This is a genomic window from Kitasatospora griseola (assembly GCF_014648555.1).
GTDB lineage: Bacteria > Actinomycetota > Actinomycetes > Streptomycetales > Streptomycetaceae > Kitasatospora > Kitasatospora griseola.
Genome location: NZ_BMRI01000026.1, coordinates 9091 through 31446 on the forward strand (window position 1 = coordinate 9091; position 22356 = coordinate 31446).

22 protein-coding genes and 1 pseudogene are annotated in these 22356 nt (G+C 72.6%); 14 read left to right on the forward strand and 9 right to left on the reverse strand.

The window, feature by feature from the left end; translation table 11 throughout:
* Positions 1-11 precede the first annotated feature (11 nt).
* The gene (locus tag IEZ12_RS26450) at positions 12-980 is read right to left on the reverse strand and encodes an ABC transporter ATP-binding protein (RefSeq protein WP_189275356.1); all 969 of its coding nucleotides are present in this window, start codon (positions 978-980) and stop codon (positions 12-14) included.
* Positions 981-1317: 337 nt separating this feature from the next.
* Here IEZ12_RS26450 and IEZ12_RS26455 point away from each other — a divergent pair, with 337 nt between their 5' ends.
* The 3 genes from IEZ12_RS26455 (at position 1318) to IEZ12_RS26465 (ending at position 3515) form a co-directional block, all read left to right on the forward strand.
* Positions 1318-1956 carry a response regulator gene (locus IEZ12_RS26455; RefSeq protein WP_308431083.1) on the forward strand — a complete coding sequence of 213 codons (639 nt, stop codon included), beginning with the start codon at positions 1318-1320 and terminating at the stop codon, positions 1954-1956.
* A gap of 145 nt (positions 1957-2101) precedes the next feature.
* Positions 2102-2392: a DUF427 domain-containing protein gene (locus IEZ12_RS26460; protein ID WP_189275359.1), complete on the forward strand. Its 291-nt coding sequence runs from the start codon at positions 2102-2104 to the stop codon at positions 2390-2392.
* 757 nt (positions 2393-3149) lie between these two features.
* Positions 3150-3515 carry a hypothetical protein gene (locus IEZ12_RS26465; RefSeq protein ID WP_189275361.1) on the forward strand — a complete coding sequence of 122 codons (366 nt, stop codon included), beginning with the start codon at positions 3150-3152 and terminating at the stop codon, positions 3513-3515.
* Positions 3516-3768: 253 nt separating this feature from the next.
* Here IEZ12_RS26465 and IEZ12_RS26470 read toward each other — a convergent pair whose 3' ends face one another.
* Together IEZ12_RS26470 and IEZ12_RS26475 are read right to left on the reverse strand one after the other, a co-directional pair.
* On the reverse strand, positions 3769-4032 hold the full coding sequence (locus IEZ12_RS26470; RefSeq protein WP_189275363.1) for a hypothetical protein: 264 nt from the start codon (positions 4030-4032) through the stop codon (positions 3769-3771).
* 71 nt (positions 4033-4103) lie between these two features.
* Positions 4104-4274 carry a hypothetical protein gene (locus IEZ12_RS26475; RefSeq protein WP_189275364.1) on the reverse strand — a complete coding sequence of 57 codons (171 nt, stop codon included), beginning with the start codon at positions 4272-4274 and terminating at the stop codon, positions 4104-4106.
* Between the two features lie 380 nt (positions 4275-4654).
* Between IEZ12_RS26475 and IEZ12_RS26480 the strand changes: the two genes are divergently transcribed.
* A complete protein-coding gene (locus IEZ12_RS26480) occupies positions 4655-6895 on the forward strand; it encodes a HEAT repeat domain-containing protein (protein ID WP_189275366.1) in 2241 nt (746 codons plus the stop codon).
* A 406-nt stretch (positions 6896-7301) separates the two neighbouring features.
* Complete coding sequence (locus IEZ12_RS26485) at positions 7302-7499, forward strand: YegP family protein (RefSeq protein WP_100584533.1); 198 nt, start codon at positions 7302-7304, stop codon at positions 7497-7499.
* A 223-nt stretch (positions 7500-7722) separates the two neighbouring features.
* Here the strand turns inward: IEZ12_RS26485 and IEZ12_RS26490 are convergent, their stop codons facing one another.
* On the reverse strand, positions 7723-9291 hold the full coding sequence (locus tag IEZ12_RS26490; RefSeq protein ID WP_189275368.1) for a beta-N-acetylhexosaminidase: 1569 nt from the start codon (positions 9289-9291) through the stop codon (positions 7723-7725).
* Positions 9292-9385: 94 nt separating this feature from the next.
* On the reverse strand, positions 9386-11200 hold the full coding sequence (locus IEZ12_RS26495; RefSeq protein ID WP_189275370.1) for a right-handed parallel beta-helix repeat-containing protein: 1815 nt from the start codon (positions 11198-11200) through the stop codon (positions 9386-9388).
* Here IEZ12_RS26495 and IEZ12_RS26500 point away from each other — a divergent pair.
* From IEZ12_RS26500 to IEZ12_RS26515, 4 genes and pseudogenes are all read left to right on the forward strand, one after another.
* Positions 11121-12115: pseudogene (locus tag IEZ12_RS26500) on the forward strand (tyrosine-type recombinase/integrase). The gene IEZ12_RS26495 and the pseudogene IEZ12_RS26500 overlap by 80 nt on opposite strands.
* Positions 12116-12547: 432 nt before the next feature.
* Positions 12548-13675: an ABC transporter permease gene (locus IEZ12_RS26505; RefSeq protein WP_189275372.1), complete on the forward strand. Its 1128-nt coding sequence runs from the start codon at positions 12548-12550 to the stop codon at positions 13673-13675.
* Positions 13672-14388 (forward strand): ABC transporter ATP-binding protein, encoded by a 717-nt coding sequence (locus IEZ12_RS26510; protein ID WP_189275375.1) that lies wholly within the window; start codon positions 13672-13674, stop codon positions 14386-14388. Before IEZ12_RS26505 ends, IEZ12_RS26510 begins: the two co-directional genes overlap by 4 nt.
* A gap of 62 nt (positions 14389-14450) precedes the next feature.
* Positions 14451-15062 (forward strand): TetR/AcrR family transcriptional regulator, encoded by a 612-nt coding sequence (locus IEZ12_RS26515; protein WP_189275377.1) that lies wholly within the window; start codon positions 14451-14453, stop codon positions 15060-15062.
* Positions 15063-15120: 58 nt separating this feature from the next.
* On the opposite strand, the gene IEZ12_RS40685 is transcribed toward IEZ12_RS26515, so the two are convergent.
* A complete protein-coding gene (locus tag IEZ12_RS40685) occupies positions 15121-15228 on the reverse strand; it encodes a hypothetical protein (protein ID WP_373295531.1) in 108 nt (35 codons plus the stop codon).
* Between the two features lie 42 nt (positions 15229-15270).
* Here IEZ12_RS40685 and IEZ12_RS26525 point away from each other — a divergent pair, with 42 nt between their 5' ends.
* Positions 15271-15726 carry an ROK family protein gene (locus IEZ12_RS26525; protein ID WP_229848060.1) on the forward strand — a complete coding sequence of 152 codons (456 nt, stop codon included), beginning with the start codon at positions 15271-15273 and terminating at the stop codon, positions 15724-15726.
* A 160-nt stretch (positions 15727-15886) separates the two neighbouring features.
* Here IEZ12_RS26525 and IEZ12_RS26530 read toward each other — a convergent pair whose 3' ends face one another.
* Positions 15887-16342 (reverse strand): MarR family winged helix-turn-helix transcriptional regulator, encoded by a 456-nt coding sequence (locus IEZ12_RS26530; protein ID WP_189275381.1) that lies wholly within the window; start codon positions 16340-16342, stop codon positions 15887-15889.
* Positions 16343-16417: 75 nt separating this feature from the next.
* Between IEZ12_RS26530 and IEZ12_RS26535 the strand changes: the two genes are divergently transcribed.
* The 3 genes from IEZ12_RS26535 (at position 16418) to IEZ12_RS26545 (ending at position 20059) form a co-directional block, all read left to right on the forward strand.
* Complete coding sequence (locus IEZ12_RS26535) at positions 16418-17497, forward strand: substrate-binding domain-containing protein (protein ID WP_189275383.1); 1080 nt, start codon at positions 16418-16420, stop codon at positions 17495-17497.
* Between the two features lie 139 nt (positions 17498-17636).
* Positions 17637-19043 carry an APC family permease gene (locus IEZ12_RS26540; protein WP_189275385.1) on the forward strand — a complete coding sequence of 469 codons (1407 nt, stop codon included), beginning with the start codon at positions 17637-17639 and terminating at the stop codon, positions 19041-19043.
* Entirely contained in the window at positions 19040-20059 is a 1020-nt protein-coding gene (locus IEZ12_RS26545) for an acetamidase/formamidase family protein (protein WP_189275387.1), read from the forward strand. Before IEZ12_RS26540 ends, IEZ12_RS26545 begins: the two co-directional genes overlap by 4 nt.
* A 158-nt stretch (positions 20060-20217) precedes the next feature.
* Here the strand turns inward: IEZ12_RS26545 and IEZ12_RS26550 are convergent, their stop codons facing one another.
* Entirely contained in the window at positions 20218-20691 is a 474-nt protein-coding gene (locus tag IEZ12_RS26550; protein ID WP_189275485.1) for a MarR family winged helix-turn-helix transcriptional regulator, read from the reverse strand.
* Between the two features lie 226 nt (positions 20692-20917).
* On the opposite strand from IEZ12_RS26550, the gene IEZ12_RS26555 reads away from it, so the two are divergent.
* A complete protein-coding gene (locus IEZ12_RS26555; RefSeq protein WP_189275389.1) occupies positions 20918-21328 on the forward strand; it encodes an organic hydroperoxide resistance protein in 411 nt (136 codons plus the stop codon).
* Positions 21329-21486: 158 nt separating this feature from the next.
* Here the strand turns inward: IEZ12_RS26555 and IEZ12_RS26560 are convergent, their stop codons facing one another.
* The gene (locus tag IEZ12_RS26560; RefSeq protein WP_189275391.1) at positions 21487-22269 is read right to left on the reverse strand and encodes an SGNH/GDSL hydrolase family protein; all 783 of its coding nucleotides are present in this window, start codon (positions 22267-22269) and stop codon (positions 21487-21489) included.
* Positions 22270-22356 lie beyond the last annotated feature (87 nt).

A 22356-nucleotide genomic window follows, 5' to 3' on the forward strand; every position in this document is an offset into this window, starting at 1 on the left:
GATGGTCACGGTCAGCGTTCTCCTTCGTCCGACGCCGCGGGTACGGCGGTCGTGTCCGCGGTGTAGCCGCCCGTCGTGTACTCGACGCTGCGGGCGGTCAGGTCCAGGTACGCCTGCTCCAGCGAGACCCGGACGTCGCTCAGTCGGTGCAACCGCACTCGGCAGCGGTGGGCCAGGTCGCCGATCTCGGCGGCGGTGCGGCCCTCGACGGTGAGTTCGCCGGACTCGGAGGCCTCCACGGTCACCCCGTCGGCCGTCAGGAGGCGGCGGACCAGTGCCGCCCTCTCCTCGGGGTCGGGCACCACGGCGCGCGCCGCTGCAGGGGAGGCGGCGGCCAGGAACTCGGCCATGGAGGTGTCGCCCAGCAGCCGCCCGCGTCCGATGACGACGAGGTGGTCGGCCGTCAGCTGCATCTCGCTCATCAGATGGCTGGAGAGGAACACGGTGCGCCCCTCCGCCGCCTGCTCACGGACGAGCCCGCGAATCCACCGCACACCGTCCGGATCGAGGCCGTTGACCGGCTCGTCCAGGACGAGCACCGGCGGATCGCCGAGCAGGGCGCCCGCCACCCCGAGCCGCCCGCTCATGCCGAGCGAGTACGTGCCCGCAGGCCGACGGGCCGCTTTGGCCAGGCCCACCTGCTCCAGCACCTCGTCCACGCGGCGCAGCGGGATGCCGTTCGACCGGGCCTGGGCGACCAGGTGCGCGCGGCCGGAACGGGCGGGGTGGACGGCCCGCGCGTCGAGCATCGCGCCGACCGCGCACAGCGGCCGGCGCAGGTCCGCGTAGGGGCGCCCGGCGATCAGGGCCCGCCCGAGCGTGGGACGGTCCAGGCCCAGGATCATGCGCATGGTGGTGGACTTCCCGGCCCCGTTGGGGCCGAGGAAACCGGTCACGCGGCCGGCCCGGACATCGAACGTCAGCCCGTCCACGGCGAGGGTGCCGCCGTAGCGTTTGGTCAGTCCTCGGACGGTGATCACGAAAATTCCTTCCTGTCGGCCATGGGCAGTGGGCGATGAGCGATGGGCAACGAGCCGTGTTCCGTGGCCCGCGAAAGGCGACGGCGGAGGTGACGGGGCATCCATCGCCGGGTGGCGGGCCTGCGGCGGCTGCCCCGTCTCCGGTGCGGAACCGACGCTAGGAGTTCGCAGTGCCCGTTCCCACCGGTCGAACGGCAGCGGCGTCCTGCCTTTCGTCAGGGGTGCCCTCCGCCTCCGGGAGGATCTGCGGCACTCGGCCGCCCGCACGGCGGCGCACCGGCCGTAGGCTCGCCGCGTGGAAGCGACGACAGCCGGCGTCCGCCGGGTCCGGGTCCTGGTGGCCGACGACGAGGCGATGGTCCGAGCCGGGGTGTTGGCTGTTCTGGCCAGGGACCCGCAGGTCGACGTGGTCGCCGAGGCGGGCGACGGTCGGGAGGCTCTCGTGCTCGCCCGTCTGCACCGGCCGGATGTGATCCTGTTGGACATTCAGATGCCCGGCATGGACGGGCTGGCGGCGGCCGCGCGGCTCCGTCAGGAGTCGGCCGGAGTGGGTGTGATCATGCTGACGACCTTCGGTCAGGACGAGTACATCACCCGCGCTCTGGAGGAAGGCGCCGACGGTTTCCTGCTGAAGGCGGATGATCCGCGGGAGTTGCTGAACGGTGTGCGGGCGGTGGGCGCCGGCGGTGCCTACCTGTCCCCCCGGGTCGCGGGCCGGGTGGTTGCAGGGATGCGTGCCCGTCGGGTGGCGTATCCGCGGCGTTCGCTGGAGGGGCTCACGGAGCGGGAGCGCGAGGTGCTGGCCGGACTGGCTGCGGGGTGGTCCAACGCGGAGATCGCGGCTGGTCTGCACGTGGTCGAGGGCACGGTGAAAGCCCATGTGAGTGCGCTGTTCTCGAAGTTGGGCGTGCGCAACCGGGTGGAGGCGGCCATCGTCGCGTACGAGGCCGGTCTGATGCCGCCGCGCCGTGCCTGATCCAGTGCCACCAACGCTCCCGGTGATCGGTGTCGGCGTTCCTCCGTGCGGTGGTGGCGGGGCGGGGGCTCGGAATGCGGTGGTGGTGCGGGGAGTTGACGGTGGGGCAGGGCATGTCGGTGCAGCGGGGAAGGCGGTGGCACGAATGGTGCGTGCAGTGTGGAACGGTGCGGTGCTGGCCGAGTCCCGGGACACGGTGCTGGTGGAGGGCAACCACTACTTCCCGCCGGACGCGTTGAACTGGGACTTGTTCGTGCCCAGCGACACGACGACGGCCTGTCCCTGGAAGGGCACTGCCCGCTACTGGACGGTCTCGGTGGACGGCGTCGAGAACTCGGATGCCGCCTGGTACTACCCGGAACCGAAGCCGGAGGCCGAGCACGTCCGTGACCGGGTCGCGTTCTGGCGCGGGGTGGAAGTCGTCACGGGCGAGTAGCAACGCCACGGACCGGGGCAGCCGGCGGTTCGGCGCCCTGCCCGCCGGGTTCGGCGTGCCGGGGCGCGCATGGCTGTGCGGGCGCGCTCGTCCAGGGTGGCCGCGACGTGCGGCCGCCTGCGGATGCGTCCGGGTGCCGTCGTCCTGGCCCTCCGTCGAGCGCGGAAGGACGTACGAGGATGCTCGTCGAGCGCACTCGGCTGACCCCGAGGACACCTGGTGGTGGTCGGCATGTCGTCGTCCGGTGCGTCCGCCTGCGCCCCGTCGAGCAGGAGCTGGCGATGGACGTCGGTGAGCCGGGGCGGTGCGCGCCGCTTGAGCCTGGCCTCCCGTTCGGGGAGGGAAGCGCCGGCGGGCCGTGAACCCGGCCGGACAGACGTTCTCGTGACGAGTCCCGCCACGGCTCGCGCGGTCGCTCCGATCAGCGAGCTCCAGCAGGCCGGGGCGCACGTCGCGCCGTCGCAGAACCACCGATTGCTGCTCCGCGAACCGACCACCGTCAGTCTCCAGGATCAACGGCCCTCCAGCGCCCCCGCCGGACACCCTTGGACGGTCCAAGGGGAGCCACAGCCGGCCTTGGAGGGCCTCGTACCGCGCTGGTTTTACCGGAGGTGAGAAAAAGTCAACCGCCGGGTTGACGACCACGGGGTAGAAAAATGATTCCATAAAGGACGACGGAAATCCGTCACTGGCGACAGAAAAAGGAGTGGATCGTGGGCCGAATCGGGGGGGGCGCTGGACCGCGGTGGGCGTTTCGGTGGCGGCGCTGACTGTGCTGGCGGGGGCGGTGACGCCCGTGTACGCGGCTGAGCGCAACTACCAGGCGTGGATCTGTTCCAAGAACAGTTACGGGAAGGACTTCACCAAGGCCAACGTCGGCGGCTACAACCAGAACGGCAAGTACGTCCACACGCCCAACTTCGCCCTGTCCGACGAATACGAGGGTGATATCCACTGCGGACAGCAGGACCGGTGGTGGTTCAAGCCGAACCAGACGCTGCAGATCAACGTCTACAACAGCCGCAGTGACCGGTGGGAGCGGGTTTACCGCAACTTCAAGACCCAGTGCTACCTCGTGGACAAGAGCAGCCGGGGATGCCAAACCAACTTCATCTGGCGGTAGACCCCTGTGCGAGGTCCTGCTCGTCTCGAACCGGTCGGGGCACCGCGACGGTGCACTCAACCTCCGGTCCACCGGCAGTCCGGCAGATGCTGATGCGGTGATGAGTGCAGGACCGCGACCACCCCGAGCGCCAAGTCCACAAGGCAGGCGGCCGCGCGATCCGCATGCTCGACCGTCACGCAGTCGCCGTTCGCCGGCCGCGCCTACGAAGCAGACCCCGAACGGGCCCGGACCAAGATGTTGACGGAGGTCGTCACCTGTCACCACGGTGGCGCCGGTCCAGTTCCAGTACCGCGCTGCTGGGTGTCGGCTCGTCGGCGGGCCGCGGTGTCCTTGCAGCCGGCCTCGACCGGGCGGTCGATGTCCTGTGGGGCGTGGGCGGCGCGTTCGGGCTCAGGGTGGGGGAGCGGCGGGCGCTGCTGCTGGTGCGGTAGTGCCGCCAGGGGTCGGCGACCAGCTTGTCCAGCGCCAGCCGGTCGGGCTGGTCGTGCTCGCTGGCCCACCCGTACGCGGCCACCGCCCGTAGGTCGTCATGGCTGTCCAGCGGGTGCCGAGGTCAGGGACTTCACCGCCGCCGCCCATGGGCGGTCAGCGTTTGACGCGGGAGCGGACGGCGAGCGCGGCCAGGCCGAGAAGGAGTGGTTTGCCGATCCGTGAGGTCATCTCGATCGCGGTGCCAGGCAGGGTGAGGTTCTGGCCGCTGGAGCGGAGCACCACCGAGTTCACGACCGCCAGCGTGCCCTTCTCCGCCCGGTCCATGGTCGGCCGCTTGCGCCAGGGGAGGGGTGTCGGGGACTGGTCGGGGGCTTTCGGGGGTGAACCGCTCGCTGTGGGACATGTGGACGGCCCCCTGGTCCGGCAGGCGTACCGCATGGCCTTTGACGGCGAGGACGTCCTCGACCAGGCGCTGCGGGCAGGCGTCGATCACCGCCGCCACCACGCGGCGCGCGACAGCTTCGAGACCGCCAGGCCGAGGTTGTTCAGGGAACGGCCGACAGCCCCCGGGTGACGAAGCTTCAGCGCAGGACGACGGGTGCCGCGCTGCCTACTGCTCCGGTCGGCAGCCCGGCGGCCGGCCGGAGGTTCCTCCGTGTGCCCAGGGCGTCCCGGTGTCAGTGGCGGTGGGCAGAGTGCCGGGCATGTTCGAGGGACTTGACGACATCGACTGGTCGAAGATGCACCACGCCTACGGCACCGCGGAGGAGGTGCCGGCGCTACTGCGCGAGCTCGGCTCCGCCGAGGAGGAGACGCCCAGCCGTGCGCTCAGCAGGTTCTACAGTGCCGTGCACCACCAGGGCGATGTGTACCGGTGTACCGCCGCGAGCCTGCCGTTCCTGTTCGAGCTGGCGCAGGACGCTGCCACGCTGGGGCGGGCGGCGGTGATCGAGCTGCTGGTGAGCATCGGTGAATCGGCAATCGAGCGCCTCGCGTTCGAGCGAGACCACGTACAGGACAACGAGGACGCGGCAGTCGCCGGCGAGGACGCCGAGGCCGAGGACGACTACTGGGACTACATCGGGCACCCCGAGGCGGCGACGCTGGTACGGGAGCGGGCCGAGGCGTTCATCGGATTCGTGGCGGTGCCGGACCGGCTGGTGAGGCAGGCGGCGGTCCCGGCGCTCGGGCTGTTCGTCGACGACGCGCAGCGCGCCTTCGCTGTGCTGCGCGAGCGGCTCGCGGCCGAGCCGGGTGCGGTGGAGCGGTTGCTGGTCCTCCGGACGACGGCCGTGCTGGCGCTGCGGCGGCCGGAGGTGTCGGAGTTCGCGACCGCATGGCTCGGCGAGCTCCTCGACGACGCCGCGCTGGATCCGACCGTCCGGCTGGGCGCACTGGTCCAGCGCGCCCGCTGCGTCCCGGAGTTCGACGCCCAGGAGGCGGTCCGGGCGGCGGTCGGCCTGCTGCGCGAGCAGCCCGCCCCGGCCGAGGACTGGTGGCACTCCCCGGCCCCGGCCGCGCCGCAGCCCGCGATCGAGCCCGGCAGCGCGCCGGCCCACATCATCGCCGCGTTCGAGGAACTCGCCCGGCACGGCAAGGTCCACTCGCCGGTCACCGCACTGCTGAACACCTTCCACGAAGTGCTGGACGGTCGGGTGGCCGAGCGCACCGAGCTCCTGGCCCAGCAACTGCGCAGCGAGGACGCGGGCGCCCGGGTGGACGCCCTGCGGATGGCGAAGGAGCTGATCCAGGCCTGGCGCGGCGACCACGGCCCGCTCGTCGCGCTGATCGGCGACCACCTCGCCGACCCGCACCCCCAGGTCGTCGCGGAGGCCGCCGCCGCCCTCGCCGCGTGCGGTCCGCTCGCCGAACCCGCCCGCCCGGCCCTGGCCGCCTTCGTCACCAGGCAGTGCGCCGGCCAGTGCGGGCAGTGCGGGCCCCGCACGTGGGCCCATCCCCGGCGCGAGCTGCGCCGGGCCCACCAGGAAGCCGTCCTTGCGCTGGCCGGCCTCGGCGACGCGCGGGCGCTGCCGAGCCTGCTGGTGGCACTGGACGACGGGGTGGACGCCTGGCGCGCGGTCCGCGCCGCGGGGCGTCTGCCGGGTGCGGCGGGGGAGTTGGCGCCCCGGCTGGTCGATCGGCTGCGCGGGTTCGACCTGGAGCAGGAGCGGACCGAGCAGGAGGTGGCGGGGGTCCTGGCCGCGCTGGGCGACCTGGCGGACCCGGCGGGGCTGGGCGCGGTCGAGGAGGTGCTCGACCGCGCGATGCGGGGCGGCCACTGGCCGATCGTCGGCTTCGCGCTGCGGGCGCTGCGACAGTTCGGGCCGGCGGCGGCGCCGGCCCGGTCGGCGATCCGTGCGCTGGCCGAGCCCGGCGGGCCGGGGGACGCCGAGACGGCGCTCGCCGCGGTCACCGCGCTCTGGGCGGTCGGCGCCGACCCGGACGAGGTCCTGCCGCTGCTGCTGCCCGGGCTGGACGGCGACGGCGGGCCGTTCAGGGCCGGCGACATCGACGACGTCGCGGGCCTGCTCGGCGCGATCGGCCCCGCGGCGGCCGCCGCACTGCCGCGCCTGCGGGAGCGGGCGGCGGGCCGGGACTGGCCCGGCGTGCACTGTGCGGCCGCGCTCTGGGACATCGGCGGCGAGCGCGAGGCCGAGACGGTGCTGGACGTCCTGCTCCCGGCCTGGGAGGACAACCCGTGCACCGGCCGCGTCGTCGTGCCCTGCCTGGAGCGGATGGGCCTCGCCGCCCGCCCGGCCGCCCCCGCACTGCAGGCCCAACTGGCGCTGCCCGGACGGGGCAAGAACCTGTTCACGACGATAGAGGAGGACGAGGAACTGCAGCGCGCCTGCCGGGCCGTCCTCGCCCGCCTCGGCGAGCCGGACGCCCAGCAGGATCCGCACAGCCCGACCCGGCCCGACGGGATTGCCGGCACGTTCGCCTGACCATCCCTCTCCCGGGCCTCCGAGTGGCGGGCCGTCAGCGCAGTGCCGGTGGCGAGCAGCCGTGGCGCTCGGCGGAGTGCCGGGCGAACGCGGCAAGGGCGTCTCGCGTAGAGGAGTTCATCGGTTCGAGGCAGCCCCCCGGGTCCTCGGCCGTGCCGCCGGGGCACTCCGCGGTCGCCCCGGCCCGGTCGATCCCCGGTCCCGTCCGACCCGTCCCTGGCCCCGCGCGTCGGCGGATGCCGGCCTCGGCGCGGGATCGGGCTGGTGCGCTGCGTCAGCGTCCCGGGAACCGGCCGCCGGACGAGTGGTGGCGCTCACGCAGACGAGGGTCCTGCAGCGCCGACCGGCCTTCGCGGGCGACTCCTCGGGAACGCGCCCAGACACCCACGTCAGGAAGGAAGACGTCATGTCCGGGAAGTTCGAGATCTACGAGGACAAGGCCGGCAAGTTCCGGTTCCGGCTGAAGGCCGGCAACGGCGAGATCATCGCGGTCGGCGAGGCATACAACTCCAAAGGCGCCTGCGAAAAAGGCATCGACTCGGTCAAGCGGAACGCCCCGACCGCCGAGGTCAAGGAGATCCCCCGGGAGGCCGCGATGAAGTGAGGCCGGGCCCGTGCCCGCGTCGCCGGACTCCTGACAGGCAGACATGACCACCCGCCAGGAGCCCGGCGACGGGTCGGCCCCGCCGACGGCCGGGATGCCCCGTCAAGCACCAAGGGCCACCCCCTCGTGCCCAGGGACACCGAGATCGCCGGGCGGGTCCGGTCGCACCGGACCCGGTCGCGGATCGGGCTCAGGGCGGATGGCGATGGTACTGACAGCGCCATCACCCCAGACCGTGGTGTTCATCATCATCAGCCCGTCCAGGGACACCACCGGGCCCGGGTGCCGTGGGCGGGCGGGTGGGTGGCAGGGGGCCGGGGGTGACGTCCAGGCGGGTGAGGCGGCGGAGGTGTTTGGTGAGGCGGAAGGCGAACTCGGGGTAGTCGCCGGCGGTGCCCCAGAGGACTTCGGCGAGGGCGCAGAGGCGGGGGAAGGCCATGTACTCGACCTGGCGGGCGGTGGGCATCAGTTCGGTCCACAGGCAGCCCTGGGCGCCCAGGATGTGGGCGGCGGCGTTCGGCGGGAGGCCGGCCGGGACGGGGCGGTAGGCGTACACGTCGGCGGTGGTGAGCACCTCGGCGACCGCGAGCGGCTGTTCGACGCGGTCCGGGTCGGCCTGGTAGACGGTGAAGTAGAGCAGCTGGTGCGGCGTCATCACCACGTCGTGGCCGAGCCGGGCGGCCTGCGCGCCGCCCTCCTCGTCGCGCCAGGACATCAGCGTGGTCCCGGCGGGCAGACCGTCCTCCAGCAGTTCGTCCCAGCCGATCGGGCGGCGGCCGCGGGCGGTGAGGAACTCGGCGAGCTGCCGGGTGAACCACGCGGCGAGCGCGGATTCGGAGGGCAGGCCGAGTTCGCGCATCCGCTGCTGCACCTGGGGCGACTGCCGCCACTCGTGCTTGGGAACCTCGTCGCCGCCGAGGTGGACGTAGGGGCCGGGGAAGACCTCCAGCACCTCGGTGAGGACGTCCCGGCAGAACTGGAGGGTGGGCTCCTCGACGTTGAGGATCTGCTCGGTGATGCCCCAGGTGGTGCAGACGGGGCGGGCCGGTTCCAGGTCGTTGCCGAGCTCGGGGTAGGCGGCGATCGCGGCCCGCATGTGCCCGGGCAGGTCGATCTCCGGGACGACGGTGATGCCGCGGGAGGCGGCGTGGGCGACCAGGGCGCTCAGTTCGGCCTTGGTGTAGTACCCGCCGTGCGGCGTTCCGTCGAAGACCGCGTCGGGGTCGTCCTGGAAGGTGTAGCGGCCGACCAGGGTCTCCGCGCGCCAGGCGCCGACCTCGGTCAGGCGCGGGTACTTCTCGATCTCCATCCGCCAGCCCTGGTCGTCCGTCAGGTGCAGGTGCAGCACGTTGAGGCGGTGCAGCGCGGCCAGGTCGACCAGCTTGTGCAGGAACTCGATCGGGAAGAAGTGCCGGGCGACGTCGATGAGGAGCCCGCGCCAGCCGAACCGGGGCGCGTCGGCGATGTCCACGCACGGCACCGAGACGCCGCCGCGCCCGTCGGGCCGTCCCTCGTCGAGGAGTTGACGCAGCGTCTGGGCGGCGATCCGGTGGCCGCCGGGCCCGGCGGCGGTGACGGTCGCGCCGGCGGGCGTCACCTCGATGCGGTACGCCTCCGGGGCGAGGGCGGGCTCGGTGCGCAGCGTCAGCGCGCCGGGCGTGTCGGCCGTGGCGCGGGGCAGCGGCTGGTCGAGGAGTTCGCGGAGCAGTTCGGCGACGGGTTCGAGGCCGGGTTCGATGCGCAGCGGGGTGGTCGGGGTGAGGTGCCAGCCGCCCGGGCCGGTCACCGTCATCGACGCGGGGGACCAGGTGCGGCAGCGCGGGCACGGGTGCTCCTGAGGTGGGGGTGGGGTGGCCCGGGGGCCGGTGCGGCCCCCGGGCCGGGGGTCAGCGGGTGCCGATCTCGTTGACGGCGAAGTTGCCCCACTGGAGGTTCGCCGCGCGGACCACCAGCCGCAGCCGGCCGGTCGTCACCGGCGCGGGCAGGGTCACCGAACGGCGTTCCACGGTCGCGGAGTTGGACGACCAGGCCACGGTGGCGTCGGCGAGCGCGGTGACCCAGGCGGAGCCGTTCCAGTACTGCACGTCGAAGCGGGTGATGCCCTGTCCGGTCCCGAAGTGGGTGGCCAGTTCGACCTGGGAGACGGTGCGCGGGTTCGGGTAGGCGAGGGTCAGGTTGCCGCCCATGGCGACGCCGCTGGACGGCGAGGCCCAGCTGCTGGCGTCCGAGCCGTCCGCGAGCGTTCCCTGGCCGGTGGCGTACGAGCTGGTCACGGTCGGCGCGGCCTCGGTGAGGCCGGTGCCGGCGGTGCGCTGGAGCGCGCCGAGGTCGGGCATGCCCTGCGGCAGGGCGGCGCCGACCGCGTCGCGGCCGCCGTCGTTCGGAACTTCCAGCCCCTGCTGGAGGATCGGCGACGTCGCGGTGGGCCGGTAGCCGGCCAGGTCGGCGATCGAGGTGGCGCTGCCGGGCGTGGTCATCGCGGCGCCGCTGTTCGGCGACACCCACACCGTGTTGTTGTAGACCTGCACCGAGGTGGTGTTGGTGGAGAAGGTGAAGATCTCGTTGCGGTCGTTCTGGCTGACGTTGTACCGGACGACCGCCGTGGCGGGCGCCGAGTCGCCGGAGACCGAGATGAAGAACCCGCCGCCGTTGTCGTGCGAGTAGTTGTATTGCACCAGGCTGCCGCGGCTGTCCTCGTCCGCGTCGAGCGCGTCGCCGTCCATCTGCGGGCCGTTGTACTCGGTGCCGGAGATCTCGTTGAACTGGACGGTGGTGTTGTCCGCGTCCGCCCACCAGATGGCCACGTTGCCGTGCGCCTGCGCGGTGTCCGCGACCGTGTTGTGGTCGACCATGGTGTCGCGCACCACCAGCGGTGCGATGCCGCCCGCGGCGATGCCGTGCACGTAGTTGTTGCTGATCACGGTGCCGGTGCTGGGCGTGAACGGCCGGTACTCGGTGGTGGGCGCGCCCAGGAACGGCCACAGCGACGTCCAGCCGTCGCGCTGCATCCAGGTCGACCAGCCCGAGATGCCGTACGAGGCGATGTTCGCCACCTCGTTGTTCCGCACCGTCAGCCCGGTGAAGTAGGTGGGCGTGGCCGAGCCGCGCACCGTGTAGATGATGCCGCCCGAGCGCGGGTTGGAGCTGTTCGGCGGCGCGTCGACGTCGTGCACGTAGTTGTCGGTGATCCGGATCCCGGGCACCGCCCCCACGTCCTGCGCGAAGACGTTGACGCCGATCCGGTACGGCGTCGAACTCGCGATCGGTCCGGCCGAGTTGGAGATCTCGAAGTTGCTCACCGTGACGTCGTGCTGATTGGCCAGCAGCACCACGGACGCCACCGCGCCCTGCCCGTCCGGCTTCGGGCGGGCGCCCGTGCCGTACGAGGTGAAGGTGATCGGCGCGGCCGCCGTGCCGGAGCCGTGCGGGGCGAGCTGCCCCGTCCAGGTGTCGCCGGCCCGGAAGGCGACGGTGTCGCCGGGCTGGAAGGTCTGCCTGCCGACCTGCGCCAGCGACTTCCACGGCGCGTCGGGCGAGGTGCCGCTGTTGGTGTCGCTGCCCGCCGAGGCGGATACGTAGTAGGCGGTGCCGGCGGCGTGCGCCGTCGGGGCCGCGAACGTGGTGAGCGCCGCGGCGGCCAGGGTGAGCGCGCCCAGGCCGCTCAGGCCTCTCAGGCGTGCGGGAACGAATGTCGGGGTCACGTGCTGCCCTCTCCTGACGTGGGGTTCACGGGGGCCTTGCGAGCAGCCGGGCCGAACCCGGCTGCGGGGGCGGCTACTTGGTCGCGCCGAGGGTCATCCCGTGGTGGAGGACGCCGAGATCGGCGAGGCGCTGGAACTGCTGTGGGGCCGCTCGGCGGTGAACACCTGGAACGCCCGCCGCGGCGCCGTGCTGTCCTGGGCGGCTGGTGCTCCGAGCGCGGGTACGAGGGCCCGACGGTCCCGGCCTGGGCAAAGCGGCTGGCAGTACCGGACTCCGAGACCCCGGCCCGATCGAAGATGGCCGTCGACCGGCTGATCGCCCGGCGCGAGGTCCACCTGCGGGAGAAGACCCTGTGGCGGATGCTCTACGAGACCTCGGCCAGGGCGGAGGAGATCCTCGGTGTGAACATCGAGGACCTGGACTTCGCCGGGCGTCGCTGCCCGGTCAAGGCGAAGGGCGCCCGGACCAAGGCCCGCCGTCGGGGCCGGGCCCGCGAGGACTACGTGCTGGAGGCCGTGTACTGGGACGCCGGCACCGCCCGGCTCCTGCCCCGCCTGCTGAAGGGCCGCACCCGCGGGCCGGTGTTCGTCACCCACCGCCGCCCGGGGTCCGGCAAGGTGCTCTGCGCGCGTGACGTCTGCCCGGACACCGGGTTCGCCCGGCTGTCGTACGGGCAAGCCCGCGTCCTGCTGGACGAGCACACCGCCGTACGCGGACCTGGAACGGGCTGGGATCTGCACGAGTACCGCCACTCCTCCCTGACCCACCTCGGCGAACAGGGCGCGTCGTTGCTGATGCTGATGGCGAAGTCCCGGCACAAGAATCCGGAGAACGTCCGCCGCTACTTCAAGCCGTCCCCGGAGGCGATCGCCGAGCTCACCAGCCTGCTCGCTCCCGGCGACAGCCGTCGCTGATCGCGGAGCAGGCCCTCACCCCCAGCATTCCCCTGGTCTGGCCGGCGCCGACTGCACGAGGCGTCAGTGCTGTTCTCCCGACGCCGCAGTCCGGTGGGAAGGAACTCTCTGCGACGGCGGTCCGCCGGCTCTCGGGGCGTGACGGCGGTTTCTTCAACCTGCTCCGACGTCGTGATCAACAGCTCGGCGGCCAGGCCTCGCGAGCGATCCGGCCGGTCGGCGGACCGGGTGCAACCCCAGGCGAAGCCAGGCCGCACCCGCACAGGGGCGGCCTGGCGGGGAGGATCCGGCCGACGTACGCGACAACAACATGCCGACAGGTGCGTCGGCAACATCCGATAAGATGCCGACATCTGCGTCGTCAAGTTTAGGCAAAGGGGCGGCGTGGCCAGCCTGTCGTGTCCTCATTCCCTTCCTCGCTCGGAGAGCTCCGTGTTCCTTGCCCTACGCGATCTGCGCTTCGCCCGCGGTCGCTTCGCCCTGATGGGCGCGGTGGTCGCGCTCATCGCCGTACTCGGTGTCCTCCTGTCCGGACTCGCCTCCGGTCTGGCGGACGCCGGTATATCCGGGCTGCGCGCGCTGCCCGTGACCCACATGGCCTTCGACGAGAAGGCGACCAGCGAGCAGTTCTCCCGCTCAACCGTGGAGCAGGAGGACTGGCAGACCTGGTCCAAGACCCCAGGAGTGGAGCGCGCGGAGCCGTTCGGGAACACCCTGGCCAATGCCCAGGTGACCCAGGGCGCCATGAAGGGCGAGCAGGTCAACCTCGCCGTCTTCGGCATGGCACCGGACTCCCCCCTGGCACCCAGCCCCGGCAAGGGTGAGGGCCTGAAGGAGGGCAGTGCGGGCATCGTGATCACCCGGGAGATCGCCGACCTGGGCGTGGAGATCGGCGATGTGCTGACCGCGGACAAGAGCGAGGTGCGGCTGAAGGTCGTGGGACTGGTCGACGAGACCGTCTCCTACGGCCACATCGGCGTCGTCTACGCAGACCTCGACACGTGGCGGCATCTGCACTACGGCCTGCCCGGCGACCTGCCCGAGGCCGCGAGCCGACAGGCCACCGCCGTCGCCCTGACCCTGAAGCCGGGCACCGACGTCGCCGCGGCGGAAAAGGCAACCGGGACCCTCGCCGAGACCAAGGAGGCCACGTTCGACGCGTCCCCCGGCTATGAGGCCGAGTCGAGCACCATGGCCCTGATCAAGGGATTCCTGTACGTCATCTCCGCCTTGGTCGTCGGCGCGTTCTTCACCGTCTGGACCGTCCAGCGCAAGCCCGAGATCGCCCTGCTGAAGGCACTGGGCGCCCGCACCGGGTACATCCTGCGCGACGCGCTCGCCCAGGTCGTCGCCGTGCTCGTCGGAGCCACGGCCCTCGGCACCGCCGTCGGCCTGGCCCTGGGCAGCGCGATGATCGGCAAGGCCCCCTTCTCCCTCTCCGCCCCGGCCATCGCCACCTCCTCCGGCCTCCTCGTCGTCCTCGGGACCGTGGGCGCCGTCGTCGCCGTCCGCCGCATCACCGCCGTCGACCCCCTGACCGCTCTGGGAGCCACCCGATGACCACACCCGCCACCGACCACCAGGCCGCCGCGGACACCGACCGCTCCGGCGGGCTGCGCCTGGACGACGTCACCCTCACCCTCGGAGACGGCGATACCGCCGTCACCGCCCTCGACCACGTCGGCCTGACCGTCGCCCCCGGCGAGTTCGTCGCCGTCGTCGGCCCCTCCGGATCCGGCAAGTCCAGCCTCCTCGCCGTCGCCGGCGGCCTCCAGCGGCCCACCTCGGGCACCGTGCACATCGCCGGCACCGAGCTGACCGCCCTGTCGGACAAGGAACGCACCGCCGCCCGCCTTCGCCACATCGGCTTCGTCTTCCAGCAGTCGAACCTGCTGGCCTCCCTCACCGTCAGGGAACAGCTCCTCTTGCCCCTGCACATCGACGGACGCCTCGACACCACTGCCCGGGCCCGCGCAGACGAACTCATCGAAGCCGTCGGGCTGACCCACCGCGCCGGCTCCCGTCCGCACCAGCTGTCGGGCGGCGAGCGCCAGCGCGCCGGTCTGGCCCGCGCCCTGATGACCTCCCCCGCCGTCCTGCTGGTGGACGAACCCACCTCGGCACTGGACCGGGTACGGTCCGCCGAGGCGGTGCGGCTGATCGCCGAACAGACCCATGAGCGCGGAACGGCCACGGTCATGGTCACCCACGACACGGCGATAATGGACGCTGCCGACCGGGTGTACGAGATGGTCGACGGACGCCTGTCCTGACGGGCGGCCGCCGACCGGCACCGCATTCCCGGCCCTCTCCACCCCTCCAGGAGCCCGCCCGCATGCCGAAGATCAACGCCTCCACCGTCGCCGAGCACCGTGCCCAGCAACGCGAGGCGCTGATCGGAGCGGCGATCGACATCCTGGTCAAGGAGGGCGCCGCCGCCGTCACACCGGCGGCGGTCGGCGCCCGCGCGGGCCTGGCCCGCTCCAGCGTCTACCAGTACTTCGACTCCTCGGCAGCCCTCCTCGCCACCATCACGGAGGAAGCCTTCCGGCGCTCCAACGAGGCACTCACCCGCGCCATCGCCACCGCGAACGGCCCACTGGAACGCGTCGAGGCGTTCTTCGGGGAAAGCCTCCGCCTGGGCGCCGAAGGCGCACACCGGCCCGCCGTCGCCCTCATGAACGCCGGCCTTCCTCCGGCCTGCCAGCAACGGCTGATGGAACTCCACCTGGATCAGGTCGAACCGTTCCGCGCCGCCGTCCGGGAGCTCGGCGCTCCCGAGCCCGCGCTCACGGCCGACCTGATCGCCGGAATGCTGCACACCGCCTTGGCCGCCGTCGAGAACGGCACCCCCCTCGATACGGTCACACAGCGCACCCTCGCTCTCGTGCGCCGCTGCCTCACCCCGGCCGACAGCACCGCCCGCGCACCGGAAGAAGGGGCCTGAAGCCCTCGTACCGCCGAAACACCTCGGCCGACCGCGGCCCGACACGCCTTGCCAGTGCCTACGCGCCGTCGGCCGCATTCTTGTCGCGCAGGGGCCGCAGGCCACCGGGCAGGTCGGCCAGCTGCGGGGCGTAGGCGAACCCGGCCAGGGTGAGCAGGCCGAACACGATGTCGGAGTACGAGGCGGTGTCGTCTACCTGCTCGCGGGCATGCGGATGGGCGTCGGCGTCCTCAACGGCGGCGTCCTGCAACGCGGCCACAACGGCTCGCTCGGCGAGATCGGCGCGCTCCCCGAGATCGGCTGGAACGCCGCCCCCGGCCACCTGGTCGACGATCCCGACGCGGAATCCTCCGAACAGGCCGTCGCCGCGCTCATCGCCGCCGCACGAGCGGGAGACGCGAACGCGGCCGACCGGATCCGCCGCTTCCTCGGCGCCATCACCCTCGGCGCGGCGACCGTCGCCCTCGCCTTCGACCCCGAACTCGTCGTCGTCGGCGGCGGATTCTCCCGCGCCGACGACCTCGTCCGGGAGCCCGTGCAGCACGCCCTCGACACGCTCTGCCCGATGCCGCCCCGGGTCGCCTCCTCGGCGCTCGGCGAGGACGCGGTCGCGCTGGGGGCGGTGCGGGTCGCGCTGGATCACGTGGAGGCGCAACTGGCGTGAGGCGGGGGGATTTTCGGCGTGTGCGGGTGGAACTGGGGCGGAGGGGGCGGTCGAGTGAGGAGGGGAGGGGACGTGGGCGAGGACGCAGTCGCGCTGGATCACGTGGAGGCGCAACTGGCATGAGGCCGCCGGGAGTTGGGCGGGCGGCCCGCGAGGGCGCTCAGAGGGCCGCGAGGCGGGCGAGCGGGCCGGCGGGGTCGGGGAGGCCGCAGGCCGCGCGGACGGCGCGGTCGTGGGCGGCGGCCAGCGCGTCGAGCCGCGACAGGCGGGAGCGGCCCTGGCGGGAGAGGTGGGCGGTGATCCGGCGGCGGTCCCGGTCGTCCTGGCGACGGTAGACCAGCCCCGCATCCGCGAGGGCGTCCACCAGGCGGCTCAGGCTCGCCTGCGGAATCAGCAGCGCCTGCGCCAACTCGCCCATCGACCGGCCCTCGCCGTCCGCCAGCGCCCGCAGCACCCGCCACTGGTCGACCGTGCAGTCCTCCTCCGCGAGCGCCGCCGCCAGACCGGACGTGAGCCGACGATGCGCGAGCGCCACCAGCTCCACCAACAACGGCGGCGAGCCCGCCGACCCCGGCACGACGGTTCCGTGCGCGGCAGCCGCACCCTCGATGGCCATCCGACCCTCCCGTTCCGCGGTCCCCCGAGCCACGCGGGCTTTCCCGGGGCCGACATCCCGACCATACTCGCACTGGTGACGCTGGATGCCAGGCTGGTCGACCCGCTCGACGCGCTGCACCTCCCCAGGGAGGACGGCGCGTTCCGCGTCGGCCTCGTCGTCCCGCAGTCCGGCCCGCTCGGCCTGACCGGCCCCTCCGCGCTCGACGGCGCACTGCTCGCCGCGCACGAGATCAACACCCGCGGCGGCATCCACGGCCGCCCCCTCGACCTCGTCCTGGTCGACGGCGGCGGCGCACCCCGCCCCGTGGCGGCCGAAGTCCGCCGCCTGCTCGACGCCGGCGCCCTGGACGCCCTCGCCGGCTGCCACACCAGCGACGTCCACCGCGCCGTCGAGACCGTCACCGCCGGACGCATCGCCTACATCTACACCCCGCCGCACGAAGGCGGCACCCGCCGCCCCGGCGTCCTGTGCACCGGCGCTGACCCGTCCGGCCAACTCGGCCTCGCCGTCACCGAACTGACGCAGCGTCACCATCTCCGGCGCTGGGCGCTGATCGGCAACGACTACATCTGGCCGCGCTCCGTCCACCGCGCCGCCGCCGCCCTCGCCACCCGGGCCGGAGCCCGGATCGTCCTGGAGCGCCGCGTCCCGTTCGGCGCCGTCCAGCCGGCCGTCGAACCGCTGCTCGACGAGCTGCGCACCGCCCGCGCCGACGCCCTGCTGCTCAGCCTGATCGGCCGCGACCTGGTCCACTTCAACCGCGCGCTGCGCCGCAGCGGACTCGACCGCCGACTGGTGCGGCTGTCCGGCGCGTTGGAGGAGAACGGCCTGCTCGCGCTCGGCGGCGACGACACCGGGACGCTGTACGCCGCCATGCCGTCCTTCGCCACCCTGGCCGAGGAGCCCCGGCAGCTGCTGGGCGAGCGGCACCGGGCGCTGTGCGGGCCGTGGGCGCCCGTCCTGGACGCCTACGCGGTCGGCCTCTACGACGGCCTGCAGCTGCTCGCGGCACTCGCCGACCGTCACGCGCTGGAGCCGCACGGCCTGGCCCGGGCGGCCGGGCGGCTGCTGCACGGAGAGCCGCGCACCGTGCACCTGGCCCGGGCCGAGGGCCTCGGTTTCACCGTCCTGCCGCCGCTTCACGTGCGCTGACCTGCGGGTACCGACAGCCGTCCGCCGTCTCGACCGGCAGGACGCAGCTGCAAAACCCTTCCATATGGAAATACTTGCCTCTACAGTCTCCCCCACGCATCCCCCACACATCCCAGGGTCGTCACGGAGAGAGAGCACCATGGCCGACACACCCGCGCCCCGGAGCATCGAGAACTACGGCTACCAACAGGAGCTCCGCCGGTCCCTGACCTTCACCGACCTGCTCGTCTACGGGCTGGTCTTCATGGTGCCGATCGCCCCCTTCGGCATCTTCGGCGGCGTCTTCCAGGGCTCCGGCGGCATGGTCGCCCTGGCCTACGTCCTCGGCATGGTGGCGATGATGTTCACCGCCCTGTCGTACGCCCAGATGTCCCGGGCGTTCCCGATGGCCGGCTCGGTCTACACCTACGCCGGACGCGGCATCGGCGCACCCGTCGGCTTCCTGTCCGGCTGGATGATCCTGCTGGACTACGTGCTGGTGCCCGGCCTGCTCTACCTGATCGCCGGCGTCGCGATGAACTCGCTGGTGCCGTCCGTCCCGGTCTGGCTGTGGCTGATCGGCTTCGTGCTGCTCAACACCGTCGTCAACTACCTGGGCATCGAGACCACCGCCAAGGTCAACAAGGCCGTGCTGATCGGCGAACTCGTCGTGCTCGCCGTGTTCCTGGTGGTCGGCGTGATCGCGCTCGCCAACGGCAAGGGCCGCGGCTTCGACTTCACGCCGCTGTACAACCCGGACACCTTCTCGTGGCCGTTGGCCTTCGGCGCGGTCTCGATCGCCGTGCTCAGCTTCCTCGGCTTCGACGGCATCTCCACCCTCTCGGAGGAGAACCGCGACTCCACCAAGGCGATCGGCCGGTCGATGGTCGCCGCACTGCTGCTCGCGGGCACACTGTTCATCGTGCAGACCTGGGTGGCGTCGCTGCTGGTCGCCGACCCGGACGCGCTGATCCGCGACGGCGACCCGAACGGCACCGCCTTCTACGACGCCGCCCGCACCGCCGCCGGCGGCTGGCTGGCCACCCTGACCGCCGCGTCCACCGCCGTCGCCTGGGGCTTCGCCAACTCCCTGGTCGCGCAGGCCGCCACCTCCCGGCTGCTGTTCGCGATGGCCCGCGACCGCCAACTGCCCCGCTTCCTCGCCAAGATCCACCCCACCCGCCGGGTGCCCGTCAACGCCACCCTGCTGACCGCCGCCATCTCGCTGGTGCTCGGCCTGTACATGGCCTCGCGCACCGACGGCATCACCCTGCTCAGCACCCTGGTCAACTTCGGTGCGCTGACCACCTTCCTGGTGCTGCACGTCGCCGTCGTCGTCCACTTCCTGATCCGCAACCGCAGCAAGGACTACTGGCGCCACCTGATCGCCCCGGTGCTCGGCTTCGCGATCCTCGGCTACGTGGTCGTCAACGCCAACATCGCGGCCCAACGCCTCGGCTTCGTCTGGCTGTTGATCGGCGGGATCGTGCTGGCCGGCCTGATGCTGACCGGCCGCAAGCCCCGACTGGCCGTCGCCGACCCGACCCCCGAGGAGACCGAGAAGTGACACTGCCCGAGATCGTCCAGCTCACCCCCGCACCGGAGGACTGGGCCTACACCTTCGGCGGACGCGCCCCGCTGACGACCGTTCAACCCGGCAGCATCGTCGAACTGACCACCGAGGACTGCTTCGGCGGCAAGGTCCGCGGCATCGGCGACCTGCCCAGCCAGGTCTGCGTCTTCCCCTACCTCAACCCCGTCACCGGCCCGATCGCCGTCGCCGGCGCCGAGCCCGGGGACGTCCTCGCCGTGCACTTCGTCGAAATCACTCCCGCCCGCGACCACGGCATCTCCAGCACCTTCCCGCACTTCGGCGCACTCACCGCCACCCACCAGACCGCGATGCTGCACCCCGCGCTGGAGGAACGGGTCTGGGTCTACGACCTCGACGTCGCCGCCGGCCTGTGCCACTTCCGCGCCCGGGGCGGCGACTTCACGGTCGCCCTGCCGCTGGACCCGATGCACGGCACCGTCGGCGTCGCCCCCGCCGCCGGCGAGGTGCTCGCCTCGATCACGCCCGGCGCGCACGGCGGCAACCTCGACACCCCCGAGATGCGGGCCGGCACCACCGCCTACTTCGGCGTCAACGTCGACGGCGGCCTGCTGGCCATCGGCGACGGCCACGCCCGCCAGGGCGAGGGCGAGGTGTGCGGCACCGCCGTCGAGGCCGCGATGCGCACCACCGTCATCGTCGACCTGATCAAGGGCGGCGGGCCGGCCTGGCCCCGCCTGGAGAACGACGACTACCTGATCAGCACCGGCTCCGCCCGCCCGCTGGAGGACGCGTTCCGGATCAGCCAGCACGACCTGGTCGGCTGGACCGGCGAACTCCTCGGCCTGGACCAGCTCGACGCCTACCAGCTGGTCAGCCAGGCGGGCCTGGCGCCGGCCGCGAACGTCTGCGACACCAACTACACGATGGTCGCCAAGCTGCCGAAGTCCGTCCTCGGGCGGGCCCGCGCGTACGACGGCCTGCACGAGCGGCTGCGCGCGACCGCGGCGGCGTACCTGCGGCACCGGTAGGTCACTGCGGCGAACGGGGCCCGGGCGTGTGCTGCGTCCGGGCCCCGGCCGCGTCGGTCACTCGGGCATCGACCGCGTCCGCCGCTCGGGCCCCGGCCGCGTCGGTCGCTCAGGCTTCGGCCGGGTTCGCTGCTCGGGCTTCGGCCGGGTTCGTTGCCTCAGGCCTCGGCCGCGTCCAGGTTCGCGGTCAGGCGGGTGAGCAGTTCGCGCAGGGTGCGCAGCTCGGCGAGGGAGAGGCCGGCCGCGGCGCCGATGTGGCGGGGGACGGCGCGGGCGGGGTCGCGCAGGTCGCGGCCGGCCGGGGTGAGCGAGACGATCACCGACCGCTCGTCCTGCGGGCTGCGTTCGCGCGCCACCAGCCCCGTCGCCTCCAGCCGCTTGAGCAGCGGGGAGAGCGTGCCGGAGTCCAGCCGCAGGCGCTCGCCGAGCCGCTTGACGGGGAGCTCGCCGTGCTCCCAGAGCACCAGCATCACGAGGTACTGGGGGTAGGTCAGGCCCAGGTCCTTCAGCGCCGTCCGGTAGACGCTGCCGAACGCGCGGGTGGCGGCGTTCAGCGAGAAGCAGAGCTGCTGGTCGAGCAGGAGCATGTCGGAGCGCAGGTCGGCGCCTGCGGCCGCGAGGTCGTCCAGCATCGCGTCAACCTCGGTGGGCCCCGCGGGAGTTCGGTTCTCGTCGTGCCTGGTCATGGTTCAAGGGTAGCAAGCGGCCGAGTTGTGGACGATTGAGTTGTGCGCAATTGAATAGCGTGCTTTACTTCTGGAGCAGGGCAGGCCGGGGACGGCGCCGGCGGACCACACCGCCGGACACCGTGAACCGGTCCGTCAAGGACTTGGAATCAGGACGACAGGAGAGCTCGACATGGAACCGCTCTACACCGCCGTTGCCACCTCGAACGGCCGCGACGGTCGCTCCGTCACCTCGGACGGCAAGCTCGACCTCAAGCTGTCGATGCCGCCGTCGCTGGGCGGCGACGGCGTGGGCACCAACCCCGAGCAGCTGTTCGCCGCCGGGTACGCGGCCTGCTTCTCCGGCGCGCTCGGCCTGGTCGCCCGCCAGTCGAAGATCGACGTCTCGGACGTTTCCGTCACCGCCGAGGTCACCATCGGCAAGGACGACAGCGGCCTCGGCCTGGCCGTCGTCATCCGGGTGGAACTGCCGGAGGCGCTGGTCGGCGAGCCCGGCGAGCTCCTGGTCAAGCAGGCCCACCAGGTCTGCCCGTACTCCAAGGCGATCAGCGGGAACGTTCCGGTGGAGCTGATCGTCGAGTAGGGCGAGGCAGGGTTCTCACCTGGGGGCTGCGGGCCGCATTCCGCGTGGGGGCGGGGCGGCCCGCAGTGGTGTCCAGGCACATTTCGGCCCGGCAAGGCGCGTCGGGCCCCGTACTCCGGTCCGGGCCCGGTGTCTCGGGCCCGGCTCCGCGTTTCGGGTCAGAGCGGGAGCAGCTCCGGGCGCTTCGCCTCGACGTGGTCGCCGGACGACTCGCCGCGCAGCCGGCGCCCCACCCACGGCAGCAGGTAGGTGCGGGCCCACTGGAGGTTCTCCCGGCGCTGGTCGGCCGGAGTGGTGGCCGGCGCGGGCGGCCAGGCGGCCTCCGGGTCGTCGACCGCGGTGAGGCCCAGGGCGCGCGCCGCCAGCAGCGCCACCCGCTGGTGGCCCTCCGGCGACAGGTGCAGCCGGTCGTCCGACCAGGCCCGGCGGTCGTGCACCGCGCGCAGCGACCACAGGTCCGCGACGGCCAGGCCGTTGCGGTCGGCGATCGCCCACAGGTGGGAGTTGTACGTGGCGACCTTGCCGCGCAGGTGACGCAGCACGGGCACGTTGCGGGTGTCGAAGCCGGTGCAGATCAGCACCCGCCCGGCGTTCTCGCGCAGCTCCAGGACGGCCGACTCGAAGTGCTCGGCGATCAGGTCCGGGTCGCTGCCCGGGCGCAGGATGTCGTTGCCGCCCGCGCACAACGTCACGAGTTCGGGCTGGAGTTGGCGGACCTTCGGGACCTGCTCCGCGACGATCTGGTCCAGCAGACGGCCGCGCACGGCCAGGTTGGCGTACCGGAAGTCGGACTCCGGCTGCCGTCCGGCCAGCATCCCGGCGAGCCGGTCGGCCCAGCCGGCGAACTGCCCGTCGGGGCCGGGATCGTTCAGGCCCTCGGTGAAGCTGTCACCGAGCGCGGCGTACGAATTGAGGTCGGGGGTCTCCTGGTAGTCGGCCATGGAGGAGATAGTTCACTGTGTGAAGTGACCTACGCCACCGTAGGTGGCCCCAAGTGCCCCGTGATCTCCGCCACGGGCCCTCGCCGA